Annotated in this window: 18 protein-coding genes; 12 read left to right on the forward strand and 6 right to left on the reverse strand. The window is 72.3% G+C overall.

Translation table 11 applies throughout. From position 1 onward, the window contains the following. Positions 1-57: 57 nt before the first annotated feature. Positions 58-1,530 (reverse strand): MFS transporter, encoded by a 1,473-nt coding sequence (locus ACGF5O_RS36445; RefSeq protein ID WP_393814197.1) that lies wholly within the window; start codon positions 1,528-1,530, stop codon positions 58-60. A 209-nt stretch (positions 1,531-1,739) separates the two neighbouring features. On the opposite strand from ACGF5O_RS36445, the gene ACGF5O_RS36450 reads away from it, so the two are divergent. Further along, positions 1,740-2,396, forward strand: a complete 657-nt coding sequence (locus tag ACGF5O_RS36450) for a TetR/AcrR family transcriptional regulator (RefSeq protein ID WP_393814198.1) — start codon at positions 1,740-1,742, stop codon at positions 2,394-2,396. Here the strand turns inward: ACGF5O_RS36450 and ACGF5O_RS36455 are convergent. Continuing rightward, a complete protein-coding gene (locus ACGF5O_RS36455) occupies positions 2,380-3,420 on the reverse strand; it encodes a zinc-binding dehydrogenase (RefSeq protein WP_393814199.1) in 1,041 nt (346 codons plus the stop codon). The two genes, ACGF5O_RS36450 and ACGF5O_RS36455, sit on opposite strands and share 17 nt — an antisense overlap. A 302-nt stretch (positions 3,421-3,722) precedes the next feature. Between ACGF5O_RS36455 and ACGF5O_RS36460 the strand changes: the two genes are divergently transcribed. The 4 genes from ACGF5O_RS36460 (at position 3,723) to ACGF5O_RS36475 (ending at position 7,408) form a co-directional block, all read left to right on the forward strand. Beyond that, positions 3,723-4,448 (forward strand): response regulator transcription factor, encoded by a 726-nt coding sequence (locus ACGF5O_RS36460; protein ID WP_393814200.1) that lies wholly within the window; start codon positions 3,723-3,725, stop codon positions 4,446-4,448. A 337-nt stretch (positions 4,449-4,785) separates the two neighbouring features. After that, positions 4,786-6,018, forward strand: a complete 1,233-nt coding sequence (locus ACGF5O_RS36465) for a cytochrome P450 (protein WP_393814201.1) — start codon at positions 4,786-4,788, stop codon at positions 6,016-6,018. A gap of 35 nt (positions 6,019-6,053) precedes the next feature. Then, complete coding sequence (locus tag ACGF5O_RS36470; RefSeq protein ID WP_359223486.1) at positions 6,054-6,251, forward strand: ferredoxin; 198 nt, start codon at positions 6,054-6,056, stop codon at positions 6,249-6,251. Beyond that, entirely contained in the window at positions 6,248-7,408 is a 1,161-nt protein-coding gene (locus ACGF5O_RS36475) for an NAD(P)/FAD-dependent oxidoreductase (RefSeq protein ID WP_393814202.1), read from the forward strand. The genes ACGF5O_RS36470 and ACGF5O_RS36475 overlap by 4 nt, the downstream gene beginning before the upstream one ends. Positions 7,409-7,490: 82 nt before the next feature. Here the strand turns inward: ACGF5O_RS36475 and ACGF5O_RS36480 are convergent, their stop codons facing one another. After that, a complete protein-coding gene (locus ACGF5O_RS36480; protein ID WP_393814203.1) occupies positions 7,491-8,354 on the reverse strand; it encodes a DMT family transporter in 864 nt (287 codons plus the stop codon). A 68-nt stretch (positions 8,355-8,422) separates the two neighbouring features. On the opposite strand from ACGF5O_RS36480, the gene ACGF5O_RS36485 reads away from it, so the two are divergent. The 7 genes from ACGF5O_RS36485 to ACGF5O_RS36515 all read left to right on the forward strand — a co-directional run bounded on the left by ACGF5O_RS36485 (position 8,423) and on the right by ACGF5O_RS36515 (position 15,196). Next, on the forward strand, positions 8,423-9,280 hold the full coding sequence (locus tag ACGF5O_RS36485; RefSeq protein ID WP_393814204.1) for a LysR family transcriptional regulator: 858 nt from the start codon (positions 8,423-8,425) through the stop codon (positions 9,278-9,280). Positions 9,281-9,396: 116 nt separating this feature from the next. Beyond that, positions 9,397-10,047 carry a GntR family transcriptional regulator gene (locus ACGF5O_RS36490; protein ID WP_393814205.1) on the forward strand — a complete coding sequence of 217 codons (651 nt, stop codon included), beginning with the start codon at positions 9,397-9,399 and terminating at the stop codon, positions 10,045-10,047. Positions 10,048-10,099: 52 nt separating this feature from the next. Continuing rightward, positions 10,100-10,855, forward strand: a complete 756-nt coding sequence (locus tag ACGF5O_RS36495) for a PIG-L deacetylase family protein (protein WP_393814206.1) — start codon at positions 10,100-10,102, stop codon at positions 10,853-10,855. Continuing rightward, positions 10,852-11,556 (forward strand): 4-carboxy-4-hydroxy-2-oxoadipate aldolase/oxaloacetate decarboxylase, encoded by a 705-nt coding sequence (locus tag ACGF5O_RS36500; protein WP_393814207.1) that lies wholly within the window; start codon positions 10,852-10,854, stop codon positions 11,554-11,556. The genes ACGF5O_RS36495 and ACGF5O_RS36500 overlap by 4 nt, the downstream gene beginning before the upstream one ends. Further along, positions 11,553-12,671 carry a 4-oxalomesaconate tautomerase gene (locus ACGF5O_RS36505; protein WP_393814208.1) on the forward strand — a complete coding sequence of 373 codons (1,119 nt, stop codon included), beginning with the start codon at positions 11,553-11,555 and terminating at the stop codon, positions 12,669-12,671. The genes ACGF5O_RS36500 and ACGF5O_RS36505 overlap by 4 nt, the downstream gene beginning before the upstream one ends. Continuing rightward, entirely contained in the window at positions 12,652-13,602 is a 951-nt protein-coding gene (locus tag ACGF5O_RS36510) for a VOC family protein (protein ID WP_393814209.1), read from the forward strand. Before ACGF5O_RS36505 ends, ACGF5O_RS36510 begins: the two co-directional genes overlap by 20 nt. Positions 13,603-13,870: 268 nt before the next feature. Then, positions 13,871-15,196 carry an MFS transporter gene (locus ACGF5O_RS36515; protein ID WP_393814210.1) on the forward strand — a complete coding sequence of 442 codons (1,326 nt, stop codon included), beginning with the start codon at positions 13,871-13,873 and terminating at the stop codon, positions 15,194-15,196. 57 nt (positions 15,197-15,253) lie between these two features. Here the strand turns inward: ACGF5O_RS36515 and ACGF5O_RS36520 are convergent, their stop codons facing one another. From ACGF5O_RS36520 to ACGF5O_RS36530, 3 genes are all read right to left on the reverse strand, one after another. Continuing rightward, positions 15,254-16,021, reverse strand: a complete 768-nt coding sequence (locus ACGF5O_RS36520) for a DUF2690 domain-containing protein (RefSeq protein ID WP_393814211.1) — start codon at positions 16,019-16,021, stop codon at positions 15,254-15,256. A 194-nt stretch (positions 16,022-16,215) separates the two neighbouring features. After that, a complete protein-coding gene (locus ACGF5O_RS36525) occupies positions 16,216-16,638 on the reverse strand; it encodes an SH3 domain-containing protein (RefSeq protein ID WP_393814212.1) in 423 nt (140 codons plus the stop codon). Between the two features lie 130 nt (positions 16,639-16,768). Beyond that, on the reverse strand, positions 16,769-17,173 hold the full coding sequence (locus ACGF5O_RS36530) for a cupin domain-containing protein (protein ID WP_393814213.1): 405 nt from the start codon (positions 17,171-17,173) through the stop codon (positions 16,769-16,771). Between the last annotated feature and the right edge of the window lie 193 nt (positions 17,174-17,366).

A 17,366-nucleotide genomic window follows, 5' to 3' on the forward strand; every position in this document is an offset into this window, starting at 1 on the left:
CGGGCGGCCCACCGGGGACCGCCCGCCCCGCCGCGGATCACCGTCCGCGTCCGCGGCTCAGTGCACGGACTCGGCCGTGGGCGCCGCCGGGGCCGGAGCGGCCTCCGGCTCCGCCGGACGGCGCCCGGGCAGGAACGAGGCGAGGACGAAGGCCAGCACGGCCGCGCCCGCGCCGATCGCCATGACCACCTTGAACCCGTTCTCGGCGGGCAGGGTGGCGCCGCCGAGGCTGATGGTCATCTGGGCCAGGATCACGCCGGCGACGGCGCTCGCCACCGAGGTGCCGATGGACCGCATCAGCGTGTTGAGGCTGTTCGCCGCCGCCGTCTCGGACGCCTCGACCGCGCCCATGATCAGCGCGGGCATCGCGCCGTACGCGAAGCCGACACCGGCGCCGATGATGCAGGAGACCAGGATCAGGTGCCAGACCTCGGACATCAGGACGATGTTGAGGCCGTAGCCCGCGGCGACGATCACCGCGCCGATCATGAGCGTGACCTTCGGCCCCCTGGCCTTGGTGATGGCGGCCGAGAGCGGGGCGAAGCCCATCATGACCAGACCCTGCGGGGCCATCACCAGCCCGACCGTCAGCATCGACCTGCCGAGGCCGTAGCCCGTCTGGGTCGGCAGCTGGAGCAGCTGCGGGAGCACCAGGGACATCGCGAACATCGAGAAGCCGAAGGCGATCGAGGCGAGGTCGGTGAACAGCACCTGGCGGCGGACCGTGGTGCGCAGGTCGACCAGCGGCTGGGTGGTGCGCAGTTCGAAGAAGCCCCAGGCGAGCAGCACGACGACCGCGAGTGCGAACAGGCCGAGCGTGGTGCCGCTCGCCCAGCCCCAGTCGGCGCCCTTGGAGACGGCGAGCAGCAGCGAGACCAGACCGACCGCGAGGCCCACCGCGCCGAGCGCGTCGAAGTGGCCGCCCGAGCGCACCTTGGACTCCGGCACCAGCATCTTGACCAGCGCGAACGCCACGACACCGAGGGCGGCGGAGGTCCAGAACAGCACATGCCAGTCGTAGTGGTCCGCGATGAACGCCGCGGCCGGCAGGCCGAGTGCGCCGCCGACGCCCAGCGAGGCACTCATCAGCGCCGTCGAGCCCGCGAGGCGCTCCGGCGGCAGCTCGTCGCGCATGATGCTGATGCCGAGCGGGACCACGGCGGCGGCGAGGCCCTGCAGGGTACGACCGATGATCATCGGGACGAGCGTGTCGCTCAGCGCGGCCACCACCGAGCCGCAGACCAGCAGCACCAGGCTGACCAGCAGCATCAGCCGCTTGCCGAACATGTCGCCGAGGCGGCCGGCCACCGGGGTGGCCACGGCGGCGGCGAGCAGGGTCGCCGTCACCGCCCAGGCCGCGTTGGACGCCGAGGCGTCCAGGTACTTCGGCAGCTCCGGGACGATCGGGATCACCAGGGTCTGCATCAGCGAGACGGTGATACCGGACAGCGCCAGCACCGCCACCACCGCGTTCGGGCTCGGCTGTGCCGGGCTTGTGGACCCGGCGGGCCGGACAGGGGCTTCGGACATGGGAGAGGGCCTCCGTAGGCAGAACAGGGAGCGACTTGGCCATTATTTAAGTCAGTCGCTTGACTTACTTTACTGGCAGGGGTGGCGGCACTGTGCGCCGCCGCCGCGTAGGCTTTTTCGGCTGGACCTCGCCGCCCCGGGCGAGGCCCCGGTACGGCTGGCGGGACCGGCCGGTCCGGGTGGTGCGTGGTCCCGGAGCGGTGGTGGGCATGACGGGCAGGACGGCGCGGGCGGAGCAGGCCGGCGCGACACGGGAGGTCATCCTGGCGACGGCGGAACGGCTCTTCGCCGAGCAGGGCGTCTACGCCGTCTCCAACCGCCAGGTCAGCGAGGCCGCCGGCCAGGGCAACAACGCCGCGGTCGGCTATCACTTCGGCACCAAGGCCGACCTGGTCCGCGCGATCGCCGCCCGGCACTTCGGGCAGATCGAGGAGATCCGGGCCCGCCTGCTGGCCGCCGTGGGCGGCTCCGACGACGTCCGCGACTGGGTGGACTGTCTGGTCCGCCCGATCACCGAACACCTCGCCGGTCTGGGCAGCCCCACCTGGTACGCCCGCTTCTGCGCTCAGGTGGCGACCGACCCTGCCCTCTACGAGATCATGGTCGAGGAGTCCCTGGCCTCGCCGTCGCTGCGGGAGGCCGTGGCCGAGCTGAACCGGCGGCTGCCGGAGCTGCCCGCCGAGGTCCGCACCGAACGCGGCCAGATGGCCCGGACGCTGATCCTGCACACCTGTGCCGAGCGCGAGCGCGCCCTCGCCGAGGGCACCGACACGCCCCGCGCCACCTGGGGCGACGCGGCCACCGGGCTCACCGACGCCCTGCTGGGGCTGTGGCTGGCGCCGGTCACCGCTACGCGTCGAAGGTGACGACGACCTTCTCGGCGGCGCCCGGTGTGAGGGTCAGCTGGAAGGCGCCCTCCACGTCGGTGAACGGGACGCGGTGGCTGATCAGCTTCGCGAACCGTTCGTGGTGCTCGACCAGTTCGGGGGTGACCTCGAAGATCTCGGTCGGGTAGCCCTGCGAGGCGATGAGCGTCAGCTCGCTGCGCAGCATGCCGCCCAGGTCGACCTCGCCCCTCTTCTGCACGGCGACCATGACCAGACTGGCGTGCCACTTCGCGTTGGCCACCACGGTGTCGAAGACGGCCGGGGCACCGGCCGCGTCGATGAAGATGTCGGTGTCCGGCCGGGGCTGGCCCAGCGCGTTGGCGCTCTGCCCGTGCAGTTCGGTCAGCCGCGCGGTGACGTCCTCCTCGGCCGAGTTGATGACGGCGTCCGCGCCCACGGCCAGCGCCTTCTCCAGCCGGGCCGGGATGACGTCGGCGACGACCACGTGCCGGACGCCGCGCAGCTTCAGCCAGATCGCCGCGCCCAGTCCGATCGGGCCCGCGCCGAAGACGACCACCTTGTCGTCAGGACCGGCCTCGGAACGGTTGACCGCGTGCCGGGAGACGGCCATCGGCTCGTTGAGGGCGGCGACCTCGAACGGCACGGTGTCCGGGAACACCGCGACGCCCCTGCCGACCTCGGCGTTCTCGATCAGCAGGTACTCGCTCAGCGCGCCGTACCGGCCGCCGCAGCCGATGATCCCGGTGGGCGCGTCCTGCGGGTTCACCACCACCCGGTCGCCCACCTTCAGCCCGGTGACCTCGGCGCCGGCCTCGACGACCTCGCCGGCCGGCTCGTGGCCCAGCGGCACCGGGACCAGGTCGCCGCCCAGGTGGGCGCGGGCGGGCATGCCGCCCAGGTGCAGGAAAGTGACGTCGGTGCCGCAGATACCGCCCGCGCGGATCTTCAGCAGTACGTCCTTCGGGCCGGGCACGGGACGCTCGACGTCCACGACCTCGATCCTGCCGACGCCACCGGTCTGTACGGACTTCATCGTGGCCATGGGGTGACTCTCGCTTTCTGGAGGTACCGGTCCGGGCGCGCCGCTGGGCTCGCCCGGGGGTGGTGCGGTTGCGGTGGATGCCCTCGGGCCGGGTGCCGGGCCGGGGGGAGTGGGCCGGTGGCCGGCCCGAGGGCTGCGCCGGTACCCGTCCCCACGGGTCCGGCGCCCGGGCCCGCCGTCGGGCGGGCCCTCGGGGTGACCTCCGCTCAGAGCGACCCCGATTACTTGAGTTAGGCAAGCATATGTGGCTTACTTGAGTCAAGCAAGCGAATTGCCCGGCGCTCACGAAGGAACGGCTCCCCATGTACGGCAGCTCCCCGGCACCCCAGGTGCTCGCCCGTGGCAGCGGACAACAGCTCCTGGTCGCCGCCGGTGACCCGGAGATCGCCGAACTCCTCGCCACCACACTGGAGTTGGCGGGATACCGGATGGCCTTGGCGGACAGCGGCGCCGAGGTGGTGCGGCGGTTCGCGGAGCGCCGGTTCGACCTCGTCGTCATCGACGCCGAGCTGCCCGGCCTCGACGACCTCGCCCGGGGCGGCCGTTTCAAGCCCGCCTACCGGCCGCCCGTCCTGCTGCTGGCCGACTGCGACTCCCTGGCCCGGCTGGTGCCCGAGCTCGGCGCCGGCGAGCGGGACTGCGTCACCAAGCCGTTCCGGATCGCCGAAGTCCTCGCCCGGGTGAAGGTCCTGCTCCGGGACCGGGGCGACGGCGGCCGGTGGGGGAGCGTGCTGGACCACGCCGACCTGGTCCTGGACGACGGCACCTGCCGGGCCCGCCGCGACGGCCGCACCCTCGACCTCACGCCCGCCGAGTACCGGCTGCTGCGCCACCTCCTCGTCAACGCCCACAAGGTGCTGTCGAAGGAGCAGATCAGCCGGTACGTCTGGGGCGAGTTCCGGGGCGACAACGCCATCGAGCAACTGGTGTCCCGGCTCAGGCGCAAGGTGGACCGGGACGGGTCGGCGCTGATCCACACCCGGCGGGGCTTCGGCTACTGGCTGGGAGAGCCGTCGGGCGATGTGTGAACAGTTCGCGATGGAATCCGGGAGCAAACGCGCCGACAGCTCTGCCGGTCGGCTGCCGGTGCGTGTCGGGGCAGGTGCGTGCAGGCCTCCGGGCGTGCCGGTGAGGTTCGTCACGACACATCAACATCCTCTGGACGTAAGGAGGTTCATGGCATCTGCCACTGATGCGCCGGTTACGGCGACGGCCCTGCGGTGTGATCTGGGCCACGTCAGCCGACTGTCAGGAAACTGACCGGAACCGGTCAGTCCTACCTGTTTGCATGTGTTCATCGAGGCCTCGTACCCATCATCCCGGCGCTCCGCCGTGAGCGGAGTCCCCCACCCCGAGGAGACAGAGATGGCCGACATCCTGACGGACCCCCGGCCCGGCCCGGCCGCGCAGGTCCCCGACTTCCCGATGCCCCGGGCCGCCCGCTGCCCCTTCGACCCGCCCCCGGCCCTGACCGCCGCCCAGGAGGAGGGCCCCCTCACCAAGGTCCGGCTCTGGGACGGCAAGGACTACTGGCTGCTCACCCGGTACGCCGACCAGCGGGCCGTGCTGCTCGACCCCCGGCTGAGCGCCGATCTCACCCGGCCCGGATATCCGCTGCAGATGCCGGTCACCGACGGCGGGAACACCGCCAGCTTCATCATGATGGACGACCCCGAGCACGCCCGGCTGCGCCGTATGGTCACCGCGCCGTTCGCGATCAAGCGCGTCGACGCCATGCGGCCTGCCGTGCAGAAGATCGTCGACGACCTGATCGACGAGATGCTGGCCGGGCCCAACCCCGTCGATCTGGTCGAGGCCTTCGCGCTCCCGGTGCCCTCGCTGGTCATCTGCGCACTGCTCGGCGTTCCCTACGACGACCACGACTTCTTCCAGGAGAACAGCAGGCTGCTCATCAGCCGCGACACCACCGTCGAGGACCGGACGGCCGCCCACGGCAGGCTCGCCGAGTACCTCGACCGGCTGATGGGCGAGAAGATGCAGCACCCCGCCGACGACCTGTTCTCCGGGCTCGTGGCCCGGGTGCAGGCCGGCGAGCTGACCCGGCTGGGCGCCGCGCAGATGGGCGTCCTGCTGCTGCTCGCCGGGCACGAGACCACCGCCAACATGATCGCGCTCGGCACCCTCGCCCTGCTCGAACACCCCGAGCAGTTCGCCCTGTTGCGCGACACCGACGATCCCAGGGCCGTCGCCGCCGCGGTCGAGGAACTGCTGCGCTACCTGAGCATCGTGCACAGCGGCAGGCGCCGTGCGGTCCTCGAGGACATCGAGGTGGGCGGGCAGGTGATCCGCGCCGGTGAGGGCGTGATCATGCCCAACGATATCGCCAACCGCGACCCCGAGGTCTTCGCCGACCCCGACCGCCTCGACCTGACCCGCGACGCCCGCCGCCATGTCGCCTTCGGCTTCGGCGTCCACCAGTGCCTGGGCCAGCCACTGGCCCGGATGGAACTCCAGGTGGTCTACGGCACCCTCTACCGCCGCATCCCCACCCTCCGCCTCGCCGCCGACATCGACGACCTCCCGTTCAAGCACAACGGCGGCGTGTACGGCGTCCACGAACTCCCCGTCACCTGGTGACCCCACCCCCCCCGAAGAAAACTGAGGAGAACACCATGCATGTCGAACTGGACGAACCGAAGTGCGTCGCGTCCGGGCAGTGCGTGCTCGTCGCCCCCGAGGTCTTCGACCAGCGGGACGAGGACGGCATCGCCTTCGTGATCGACGAGAACCCGGCCGAGGAGGCCCTCGACGACGTCCGCGAGGCCGTCGCGATCTGCCCGGCCGCCGCGATCCGGCTGGCGGAGAAGTGAACCGGATCGTGGTCGTCGGAGCCTCCGCCGCGGGGCTCGCGGCGGTCGAGACGCTCCGGCGCGAGGGCTACGACGGCACCCTCACCCTCGTCGGCGACGAACCCCACCTGCCCTACGACCGGCCGCCGCTGTCCAAGCAGGTGCTGTCGGCCGAGTGGGCGCCGGAGCGGGTGTCACTGCGGGCGCCCGTGGAACTCGACGCCCTGGGGCTGGAGTTGCGGCTCGGGGCGGCGGCGGTCGGACTGGACGTGGCGGACCGTACGGTGCGTCTGGCCGACGGCTCGGAGCTGGCGTACGACGGGCTGATCCTGGCCACGGGGGTGCGGCCGCGCCGGCTGCCGGGGGAGGGGGCGCACGTGCTGCGCACCCTCGACGACGCGCTGACCCTGCGGGAGCGGCTCGGGCCGGGGCAGCGGCTGGTGGTGGTCGGCGCCGGCTTCCTCGGCGCCGAGGCCGCCGCCGTCGCCTGGAAGGTGGGCGCCCGGGTGACGCTGCTGGAACCGGCGCAGGTGCCGCTCGCGCACGCGGTCGGCGAGGAGGTGGGACGGGTGCTGTCCCGGGCCCACCTGGAGCGGGGCGTGGACCTGCGCACCGGCACCGGTGTCACCGAGGTGACCGAGGACGGGGTGCGGCTCGCCGACGGGGAGGAGATCGAGGCCGACGAGGTGCTGGTCGCGATCGGCTCCCTGCCGAACACGGAGTGGCTGGCCGGAAGCGGGCTCGCGGTGGGCGACGGTGTCGTCTGCGACGAGTACTGCGAGGCGGCGCGGGACGTGTACGCGGCCGGGGACGTGGCCCGCTGGTACAACCCGTTGTTCGGGCTCTCGATGCGGATCGAGCACCGGACGAACGCGGCCGAGCAGGGCATGGCCGCGGCCCGCAACCTCCTCAACCCCGGGGCGCGCAAGGCGTTCGCGCCGGTGCCGTACTTCTGGTCGGACCAGTACGAGATGAAGGTCCAGGCGTACGGGTATCTGCGGGGGCACGAGGAAGTGCGGGTCGTGGACGGGGAGTTGGAGGATCGGCGGTTCGTGGCCGCGTACCGGACGGGGGAGCGGCTGAGCGGGGTGCTTGCGGTGGGGATGCCGCCGAAGGTGCTTCGGGGGTGGCGGCAGGCGGTCGCGGCGGGAGCGGCCTGGAAGGAGGCGGTCGGGTGAGCCGGGGGGGATTCGGTTGTGGGTGAGCTGCGGGCCGGTCGGGGCTGGTCGCGCAGTTCCCCGCGCCCCTGGAGGGCGCACCTCAGCCGGGCTTCCTTGAGAGGCTGACCGCGTTGGCCGCGACCACCGCCCCGATCCCCGCACACTCCGGCACCCCCAGCCCCTGCCCCAGCACCACCCACCCCACCACCGCCGCCAGGACCGGGTTGACGCTCATGAAGAGGCCGAAGGTCTGGGCCGGGACCTTGCGGAGGGTGAGGAGGTCGGCCAGGTAGGGGACGGCCGAGGAGAGGACGCCGGCGGCCACGGCGCAGAGGATCGCCCAGGCCGTCGGCGGGTGCCGTAGCGCCACGAAGGCTCCGATCGGCAGGAAGGTCAGCGCCGATACGGACGCGGCCGCCGCCGAGCCCTGGGCGCCCGGGATGCGGTGGCCGACGAGGCGGTTGAGGAGGATGTACGAGGCCCAGCAGCAGGCGGCTATGAGGCCCAGGGCCATGCCCGGGTAGTCGGTCGAGGGCCGGGGGCGCATGAGGACGACCACTCCGGCGGCGGCCAGGAGCGCGCACCCCGCGTCCAGCCGCCGGCGGGATGCCGCCAGTGCGATGCTCAGCGGGCCCAGGAACTCCAGGGTGACCGCCAGACCGAGGCCGATGCGGTCGATCGCGGTGTACAGGGTCAGGTTCATCGTGCCGAAGACCACCGCCAGCAGCAGCACCGGCCACCACTGCCGCCAGGTGAACTCACGCAGGCGGGGGCGGCCGACGGCGACCAGGACGAGGGCGGCGACGTACTGCCGTACCGCCACCACTCCCAGCGGGCCGAGGACCGGGAAGGCCAGGGAGCCGATGGCCGCGCCGGTCTGGTTGGACAGGCCGCTGCCGAACATGGTGGCCACGCCGGCCGGCCGCGCCGGGGAGACGGCCGGGCGTTCGAGGGTTCGTCGCATGACAGCAGAGTCCGCCCGGTCGGCTCATGCGCAAAATGCATGTGCTTCCGGATCTATACGCTGTACGTATGGATGAGGTCGAGCTGCGGCAGCTGCGCTGTCTCGTCGCCATCGTCGACGAGGGCACCTTCACCGACGCGGCGATCGCCCTGGGGGTGTCCCAGGCGGCCGTCTCCAGGACCCTGGCGGGGCTGGAACGGGCTCTCGGCGTGCGGCTGTTGCGGCGCACCTCGCGCGAGGTGACGCCGACGGCGACCGGGCTGCGGGTGGTGGAGCGGGCCCGGCGGGTGCTCGGGGACGTCGCCGACCTGGTCCAGGAGGCCGGTTCCGGGCACACCCGGCTGCGGATCGGCTACGCCTGGTCGGCGGTGGGCCGGCACACGGTGGCCTTCCAGCGGAGGTGGCACGCGGCGCACCCCGGGATCGACCTGCATCTGATCCGGGTGAACTCGGCGTTCGCCGGGCTCGGCGAGGGGGCCTGCGATCTCGCCGTCGTGCGGCGGCCGCTGGAGGACCGGCGGTTCGACTCGGCCATCGTGGGGCTGGAACGGCGGCTGTGCGCTCTGGCCGCCGATGATCCGCTGGCCCGGCGCCGCTCCGTGCGGCTCGCCGACATCGGCGGCCGGATCCTGCTCGTCGACCGGCGCACCGGCACCACCACTCCCGAGCTGTGGCCGCCCGACGCGCGCCCCGCCGTCGAGGAGATCCGCGACGTCGACGACTGGCTCACCGAGATCGCCGCCGGACGCGGCATCGGCGTGACCGCGGAGTCGACCGCCAACCAGTATCCGCGGCCCGGCATCGTCTACCGGCCGGTGCGGGACGCCGAACCGGTCGCCGTCCGGCTGGCCTGGTGGCGGGACGATCCGCACCCCGCCCAGCAGGCGGTTCTCGAACTGCTCAGCGAGCTGTACCGCACCGGCTGAGCGCGCGTCCGCCGGAACCCGTACGCGGATTGCGGCGGCAATACGGCAGACAAAATTGTTGACAATCTTGTTTGGCTAGATTTACGTTCGACAGGCACTCACTCAGGGAGGGCGCAATGCCGAAGGAAGCCCGTCCGAGCACCGGAGAGCAGGCCAAGCAGCATGCGTTCACGCTGTTGCGGCAGGCGATCCTGCACGGCGAGATGGCCCCGGCCCAGCGGCTGGTGGAGAACGAACTCGCCGAGGAGTTCGGTGTGACGCGGGCCAGTATCCGTGCGGCACTGATCGATCTGGAGGCACAGGGACTGGTCGAGCGGATCCGCAACCGCGGTTCGCGGGTCCGGGTGGTGACCGTGGAGGAAGCGGTCGCCATCACGGAGTGCCGCATGGTCCTGGAGGGACTCTGCGCCGCCAAGGCGGCCGTCGCGGCCAGCGACGAGCAGCTCGCCGACCTCGCGGACCTCGGTACGGCGATGACCAAGGCCGTCGCCGACGGCGAACCGGTCACCTACTCCGAGCTCAACCAGGAACTCCACGCCAGGATCCGGGTGATCTCCGGCCAGCAGACCGCAGTGGAACTGCTGGAGCGGCTCAACGCCCAACTGGTGCGGCACCGCTTCCAGCTGGCGCTTCGCCCGGGGCGTCCGCAGCACTCCCTGAGCGAGCACCTGGCGATGATCGAGACGATCAGGGCCAGGGACCCGCAGGCGGCCGAGGCGGCCGTCCGCGCCCACCTCACGAGCGTGATCGAAGCACTGCGCGACTGAGCACGCCCGGGGCCGGGTGGGCGCACACCTGTCCACCAAGGAGAGTTCTTCAATGACGCACGCCAACGCGCCGGCCACCACTCCACCGCGATCCACCCTGGTCGTCACCGCGCACGCCGGGGACTTCGTGTGGCGGGCGGGCGGAGCCATCGCCCTGGCCGCGTCCCGGGGCGAGAAGGTCACCATCGCCTGTCTGACCTTCGGCGAACGCGGGGAGTCCGCCAAGGCGTGGCGCGAGGGCAGGAACCTGGCGGAGATCAAGGCGATACGCCGGGAGGAGGCGGAGAAGGCCGCCGCCGCCCTCGGCGCCGAGGTCCGCTTCTTCGACGCGGGCGACTACCCGCTGGTCGCCTCCGCCGAGCTGACCGACCAACTGGTCGCCGTCTACCGCGAGACCCAGCCCGACGCCGTGCTCACCCACCCGGTCGAGGACCCCTACAACGGCGACCACCCGGCCGCCAACCGGATGGCCCTGGAGGCGCGCATCCTCGCCCAGGCTATCGGCTACCCGGGCGAGGGCGACATCATCGGCGCCCCGCCGGTCTTCTACTTCGAGCCGCACCAGCCCGAGATGAGCGGCTTCCGGCCCGAGGTCCTCCTCGACATCACCGAGGTCTGGGAGACCAAGCGCAAGGCGATGGAGTGCCTCGGCGCCCAGCAGCACCTGTGGGCCTACTACACCGACCTCGCCGTACGCCGGGGCGTCCAGCTCAAGCGGAACGCCGGCCCCAACCTGGGCCTGGCGCACAACACCATGGCCGAGGCGTTCATGCGGCCGTTCCCGCAGATCGCGAAGGAGCTGGCATGAGCGGCGTGATCGTCACCGACCCGCCGAAGGCGGAGCTGAAGGACGTCGACGCCCTGGCCGGCTTCGGTGTCGCCACCGTGAGCGAGGCGATGGGCCGGACCGGGCTGCTGGGCCCGGGGATCCGTCCCGTCCAGCAGGGCGTGCGGGTCGCGGGCACCGCCGTCACCGTGCTCAGCTGGCCCGGCGACAACCTCATGATCCACGCGGCCGTCGAGCAGTGCGGCGAGGGCGACATCCTGGTCGTCACCACCACCTCGCCGTGCACGGACGGGCTGTTCGGCGAGCTGTTCGCGATCGCGCTGAAGCAGCGCGGGGTGCGCGGGGTCGTCCTGGGCACCGGCATCCGCGACACCCAGGAGCTGCGGGACATGGGCTTCGCCGCCTGGTCCCGGGCGGTCTCCTCGCAGGGCACGGTCAAGGCCACCGGCGGCTCGGTCAACGTGCCGATCGCCATCGACGGCCAGGTGATCCACCCCGGTGACGCGATCCTCGCGGACGACGACGGTGTCGTGGTCGTACCGCGCGAGCGGGTCCGGGAGACCGTCGAGAAGTCCGCGGCCCGTGAGGCCAAGGAGGCCGCGACCCGCGCCGCCTTCATCGACGGCCAGCTCGGCCTCGACCGCTACGGACTGCGGGAGACCCTTCAGCGGCTCGGCGTCGAGTACCAGACGTACGAGGAGTACGCGGAGCACGGCAAATGACCGGGCCTGCGGAGGTGCGCTGCATGCTGATGCGCGGCGGCACCTCCAAGGGCGCGTACTTCCTGGCCGGGGACCTGCCCGCCGACCCCGCCGCCCGGGACGACCTGCTGCTGCGGGTGATGGGCAGCCCCGACCCGCGGCAGATCGACGGCCTGGGCGGGGCGCACCCGCTCACCAGCAAGGCGGCGGTCGTCTCGGTGTCGGACGACCCGGCGGCGGACGTCGACTACCTCTTCCTCCAGGTCGCCGTCGACCGGCCGGAGGTGACCGACCGCCAGAACTGCGGGAACATCCTCGCCGGGGTCGGGCCGTTCGCCGTGGAGCGGGGGCTCGTGGCCGCCGGTGACGGCGAGACCTCCGTACGGATCCGGATGCTCAACACCGGGGAGTCGGCCGTCGCGACCTTCCCGACCCCGGACGGGCGCGTCGACTACACCGGGGACGCGGTGATCTCCGGGGTGCCCGGCACGGCCGCCCCGGTGGTGATCGAGTTCCCGGCCGCCGGGAGCCCGCTGCTGCCCACGGGCAACGTCCGTGACACCGTCGCGGGCACGGCGGTGACCTGCGTGGACAACGGCATGCCGACCGTGCTCATCGCGGCGGGCGCCCTCGGTGTCACCGGCTACGAGACGCCCAAGGACCTGGAGGAGAACCTGGCCCTCGCCGACCGCCTGCACGAGATCCGGCTGGCGGCGGGGAAGCTGATGGGCCTCGGGGACGTCGAGACCGCCACCGTGCCCAAGCTCAGCCTGCTCGCCCCGCCCCGCAACGGCGGCGCGGTCGCCACCCGGACCTTCATCCCGGTCCGCTGCCACACCTCGATCGGCGTCCTCGGCGCCGCCAGCGTGGCCGCCGGCCTGCGGCTGCCCGGCGGGGTGGGGGAGGGGATCGCCCGGCTCCCGGACCACGGCGACCGGATCCGCGTCGAACACCCCACCGGATTCCTGGAGATCGACACCAGCGTCGCCCCGGGCTCCGACGGCTCCCCGCCGGCCGTCCGCCGCACCGCGGTCGTCCGCACCGCCCGCAAGATCTTCGACGGCACCGTCTTCCCGCGCGCCGCCGCCCTTTCCGTACGACCTCAAGGAGGCAACGATGGCTCCGCCCCTCGGTGACATCGCCCATGTCGGCCACGCCCAGCTGTTCACCCCGGACCTGGACGCCAGCGTCGCCTTCTTCACCGACTACCTCGGACTGACCGTCAACGGCCAGGACGGCGACACCGTCTGCCTGCGCACGTACGACGACTACGAGCACCACAGCCTGGTCCTCACCGCCCGCGACCGGCCCGGCCTCGGCCGGCTCGCGCTGCGTACCTCGAGCGAGGAGGCCCTGAACCGCCGGGTCAAGGCGGTCGAGGACGCGGGCGGCACCGGCCACTGGGTGGAGGACGAGCCCGGCCTCGGCAAGCTCTACGTCACCACCGACCCCGACGGCCACGAGCACGCCCTCTACTGGGAGAGCGAGCACTACCGGGCCCCCGACGAGCTGAGGCCCGCGCTGAAGAACCAGCCGCAGGCCAAGCCCAACCGCGGCGTCGGCGTGCGCCGCCTGGACCACGTCAACTTCCTCGCCGCCGACGTGCTCGCCAACGCCGAGTTCCAGGAACAGGTCCTCGGCGCCCGGTCCACCGAGCAGGTCCGCCTGGACAACGGGACGATCGCGGCCCGCTGGCTGACCTTCACCCACAAGTCGTACGACGTCGTCTACACGTCCGACTGGACCGGTTCGACCGGGCGGCTGCACCACATCGCCTTCGCCACCGACACCCGCGAGGACATCCTGCGCGCGGCCGACCTCGCCATCGACACCGGCGTGTTCATCGAGACCGGCCCGCACAAGCACGCCATCCAGCAGACGTTCTTCCTGTACGTCTACGAGCCGGGCGGCAACCGCATCGAGCTGTGCAACCCGCTCACCCGGCTGGTGCTCGCCCCCGACTGGCCGCTGGTCACCTGGACCGAGGCCGAACGCGCCAAGGGCCAGGCCTGGGGTCTGAAGACGATCGAGTCCTTCCACACCCACGGGACACCACCGGTCGGCTGAACCGGGCACGGCAGGCAGCAGGGGGGGGGGGGGGCGGGGGGGGGGGGGGGGGGGGCGGCGCCCCCCCCCCCCCCCCCCCCCCCCCCCCCTGCTGCCCCTGCCCACCTGCGCACATCCTGATTGTTGCTGTGATTGTTGACAAAAGTGTTGACGTTTTTGCCCGTCGATCCTTAGCGTCTACGCACCACGGGTCAGCCGCACGAGCCGCCTAGACCCCCTCTACCGCTTCCCCTCCAGGGAACGCATCCTGGACGAGAGGAAAACAAAGATGTCCTCCTCAACCGCCCTGTCCGCGCGCGGCAGCAGACTGGCCCTGCTGGTCGTCGGCCTGTGCTGGCTGGCCGTGCTCTTCGACGGCCTCGACATGTTCATCTACGGCTCGGTGCTGCCCCACCTGCTGGAGACGAAGACCTTCGGCATCACCCCGGACAAGGCCGGCGACCTCGGCTCCTACGCCACCTTCGGCATGCTGGTGGGTGCCCTGACCGCGGGCACGGTCGCCGACCGGATCGGCCGCAAGCAGCTGATGGTCGCCTGCGTCACGCTGTTCTCGCTCGCCTCCGGCATCTGCGCGGTCTCCGGGAGCCTCGCGGTCTTCGGCCTCGGCCGCACCCTGGCCGGCGTCGGCCTCGGCGGGCTGCTGCCGACCGCGATCAGCATGGTCTCCGACTACGCCAAGGGCGGCCGGATCGCGATCACCATCGGCGTGCTGATGACCGCCCACCACGCGGGCGGCATCCTCTCCGCCTACGTCGCCAAGTGGCTGGTCGACCCCTTCGGCTGGCGCTCCGCCTTCTGGGTCTGCGTGCTCCCGCTGCTCTTCGTCCCCGTCCTGCTGAAGCTCCTCCCCGAGTCGCTGAGCTTCCTGGTCGCCAAGGGCCGCACCGAGGAGGCCACCGCCCTGGCCGACCGCTACGAGGTCGAACTGCCCGCCGCGGCCGCCAGGAAGACCGCCGCCGACCGCTGGGACGCGCTGCTCACTCTGTTCCGCGGCGGCGAGTGGCTGCAGACCCTGCTGTACTGGCTGGCCTCCTTCGGCGGGCTGCTCCTGGTCTACGGCGTCGCGACCTGGCTGCCGACCCTGATGCGCACCGAGGGTTACGAACTCGCCAACGCCCTCACCTTCGTCGTCGTCTTCAACCTCGGCGGCATCGTGGGCATGCTGGTCGCGGGCCGCGCCGCCGACCGGTTCGGCGCCCCGCGCATCGCGGCGGTCTGGTTCGCCCTCACCGCCGTCGGCGTCTACCTGCTCAGCGTCCATATGCCGATGGGCGTGACCACCCTGGTCGTCTTCCTCACCGGCGTCTTCCTGAACAGCGCCCAGACGATGATCTACGCGACGGTCTCCATCCGCTCCACCCCGGACAACCGCGCCACGGCCGTCGGCTGGACCTCCGGCATGGGCCGCTTCGGCGCGGTCTTCGGCCCGTGGCTCGGCGGCCAGCTGCTCGCCGCCGGCAACGGCGACTGGGGCTTCACCGCCTTCGCTCTGGCCGGCGTCTCCTCGATGGTGTTCATCGGCATCGCCGCCCTGCGCTCGGCCCGGCAGCCGCAGGCCGACGCCGACCGGGAGAAGCTGGTCGCCGCCCACTGACCGGTCCCCCCCGGGGCCGGTCCGGCGCCGCGCTCCTTCCACGGGCGCGGCGCCTTCCTACGGTTCTCCGGTGGGCTCCGCCTCCAGTCCCGTGCAGGCCAGCTGTCCCGCCACCTCGGCGCACGCCTCCACACCCCGGGGGGCCGGCACCGCGAGCATCGGGCTGGTGTAGCCGACGGAGTCCTCGGCGGGATAGCTCGCCGAGAGCACGTCCTCCCCGGCCCGGACCGAGACCTCGCGCGCGAGCGGGGTGTGCAGCCGCACCTCGGACCAGGCGGTGCCGCAGGCGGGGGACCAGCGCAGCCGGACGTCGTAGGCGACACCGGTGACGCGGCTCTTGGTCCGCGCGTCCCGGTCGCACGCCGACGCGTCCGGCAACTCGCCCTGGCAGGACCGGCCGTGACAGCGCGGCGCCGCCGACACCGGCTGGACGCCCGGGGTGCCCCGCCGGTCCGAGACGGTCACGGCCGCCGCCGCCGTCACCCCGGCCGCGGCGAGCAGGGCGAGCGCGGTCAGCGGCAGCCGCCACCACCGCCTCGCCGGCCGCCCGGCCGGGGGCGCCTCGGCGACCGGCGGCCCCTCGGGGGCCTCGCACAGCGCCAGGACTGCGGCCGGATCGGCGCCCGCCAGCCGGGCCAGGGCCTCCACGGCCGCGCGCGGCGGGCGTTTGTCGCCGGAGAGATAGCGGTGCCAGGCGGACTTGCTGTACGGGGTGCGGGCGGCCAGCGCCGCGAGGCTCAGTCCCGTACGCTCCTTCAGCTCGCGCAGCCTCGCCGCCGGTGACTCGTCCGATGGGGTGGTTCGCGCTCCTTCGGGGTGCGGCATGTTGCGTGCCTCGACTTCATTACGCTATGGGCGTTTCGCCCCTGTTGTCGGAATGGCTTCCCATCCGGACCGGGCGCGCAATCGGCGAACAGGTGTGAAGACGGTGAATCGGGGGGTGCATGCCGAAGGCCTGTTCGGGAACTCGGGTTCCCGAACAGGCCTTCGCGGTCAGGGAATGCGGCGATGACGGCCTGTCAGCACCACGGGACGGCGTGGCCGACCCGGACGTAGTGCGCGGAGACGTAGCCCTTGTGGTGCGGGAGCCGGTACCAGGTGTGGTTGCCGCGCACCGAGCCGCCGTACGCCTTGCAGGTCAGCGGGACGAGCCGGTTGCTGTGCCGGTGGCTCACCACGCGGTAGCGGGTGCTCGGGCCCGAGCGGACGTTGAGGCGGACGCGGTGCGTGGTCACCCGGCCCACGGTCCGGTAGGTGTAGTGCCGGGCGTGGAGACGGTGGCCGGCCGGCGCGGGCAGGGTGGTGTAGTTGTAGTACTGCACGATTCCCTGGGGCGCGGGGACCGGGATGGCGGCGCTCGCGGTGGCGGCCCCGGCCGTGGGCAGGAACGCGAACACCGCGACCGTGGCCAGCAGGCCGTTCTTCAGGATCCGACGGGACATGGAAACCTCCGTGCTGTCGTGCCGGTGACCACGAAGGGTGATCACGACTCGGAGCGTTTCCGTGCCGAACCGTCACCATGTCGTCCCCGCGTGCCCTGGGACGCCTGGGACGTCCCAGGCCGCCGCCGGTTCAGCCCATCCGGTCCGCGGCCGACAGGTGCTCGACCGTCTTCCCCGTGGCCGTGAAGGTCCGCGTGACGTAGCCCGACGAGTAGACCCACAGGATCCGCAGCGGGATGTCGCCGACGTTGCGGAACAGGTGCGGGACGGGGGACGGGACGTAGGTGGTGTCGAACCGGGCCAGCCGGGTCGCCTCGCCGTCCACCCACACCTCCGCCTCACCCTCCAGGACGGTCACGTGCTCGTCGCAGTTGTGCGAGTGCAACGGCGCCCCGGAGCCCACCGGGTAGACGCTGATCCCGCTCGTGAGGAGGTTCTCACCGCCCGCGGACGGCGTGGTGATCAGCGGTGTCGTCGCGACCGCGCCGCCCCGGTCGAGCAGGGGCACGGACGCGGCCTTGATGATCGTGGTCATCCGGGGGTTCCTCTCCACTGTGGCGTACCCGGTACGCCGACCGACGCTAGGCCGCGCGGGCGCCGACGAGTGCCCCCTGGCGTGCAGTTTTACCTTGCGCTCCGCGAGGTGTGACCGGCCGTGGGGCGGCGGTAGCGTCCTCACCCGGCCATCCACGGCCGCCGGAGAGAGAAGGCAGGTACCGGCCCCATGA

The organism is Streptomyces sp. NPDC048291, from assembly GCF_043201715.1.
Lineage (GTDB): Bacteria > Actinomycetota > Actinomycetes > Streptomycetales > Streptomycetaceae > Streptomyces.

Excerpts from the sequence above, each read along its gene's own strand:
- ACGF5O_RS36445 (WP_393814197.1), bottom strand. The coding sequence starts at position 1,530 with ATGTCCGAAGCCCCTGTCCGGCCCGCCGGGTCCACAAGCCCGGCACAG.
- ACGF5O_RS36450 (WP_393814198.1), top strand. The coding sequence starts at position 1,740 with ATGACGGGCAGGACGGCGCGGGCGGAGCAGGCCGGCGCGACACGGGAG.
- ACGF5O_RS36455 (WP_393814199.1), bottom strand. The coding sequence starts at position 3,420 with ATGGCCACGATGAAGTCCGTACAGACCGGTGGCGTCGGCAGGATCGAG.
- ACGF5O_RS36460 (WP_393814200.1), top strand. The coding sequence starts at position 3,723 with ATGTACGGCAGCTCCCCGGCACCCCAGGTGCTCGCCCGTGGCAGCGGA.
- ACGF5O_RS36465 (WP_393814201.1), top strand. The coding sequence starts at position 4,786 with ATGGCCGACATCCTGACGGACCCCCGGCCCGGCCCGGCCGCGCAGGTC.
- ACGF5O_RS36470 (WP_359223486.1), top strand. The coding sequence starts at position 6,054 with ATGCATGTCGAACTGGACGAACCGAAGTGCGTCGCGTCCGGGCAGTGC.
- ACGF5O_RS36480 (WP_393814203.1), bottom strand. The coding sequence starts at position 8,354 with ATGCGACGAACCCTCGAACGCCCGGCCGTCTCCCCGGCGCGGCCGGCC.
- ACGF5O_RS36485 (WP_393814204.1), top strand. The coding sequence starts at position 8,423 with ATGGATGAGGTCGAGCTGCGGCAGCTGCGCTGTCTCGTCGCCATCGTC.
- ACGF5O_RS36490 (WP_393814205.1), top strand. The coding sequence starts at position 9,397 with ATGCCGAAGGAAGCCCGTCCGAGCACCGGAGAGCAGGCCAAGCAGCAT.
- ACGF5O_RS36495 (WP_393814206.1), top strand. The coding sequence starts at position 10,100 with ATGACGCACGCCAACGCGCCGGCCACCACTCCACCGCGATCCACCCTG.
- ACGF5O_RS36500 (WP_393814207.1), top strand. The coding sequence starts at position 10,852 with ATGAGCGGCGTGATCGTCACCGACCCGCCGAAGGCGGAGCTGAAGGAC.
- ACGF5O_RS36505 (WP_393814208.1), top strand. The coding sequence starts at position 11,553 with ATGACCGGGCCTGCGGAGGTGCGCTGCATGCTGATGCGCGGCGGCACC.
- ACGF5O_RS36510 (WP_393814209.1), top strand. The coding sequence starts at position 12,652 with ATGGCTCCGCCCCTCGGTGACATCGCCCATGTCGGCCACGCCCAGCTG.
- ACGF5O_RS36515 (WP_393814210.1), top strand. The coding sequence starts at position 13,871 with ATGTCCTCCTCAACCGCCCTGTCCGCGCGCGGCAGCAGACTGGCCCTG.
- ACGF5O_RS36520 (WP_393814211.1), bottom strand. The coding sequence starts at position 16,021 with ATGCCGCACCCCGAAGGAGCGCGAACCACCCCATCGGACGAGTCACCG.
- ACGF5O_RS36525 (WP_393814212.1), bottom strand. The coding sequence starts at position 16,638 with ATGTCCCGTCGGATCCTGAAGAACGGCCTGCTGGCCACGGTCGCGGTG.
- ACGF5O_RS36530 (WP_393814213.1), bottom strand. The coding sequence starts at position 17,173 with ATGACCACGATCATCAAGGCCGCGTCCGTGCCCCTGCTCGACCGGGGC.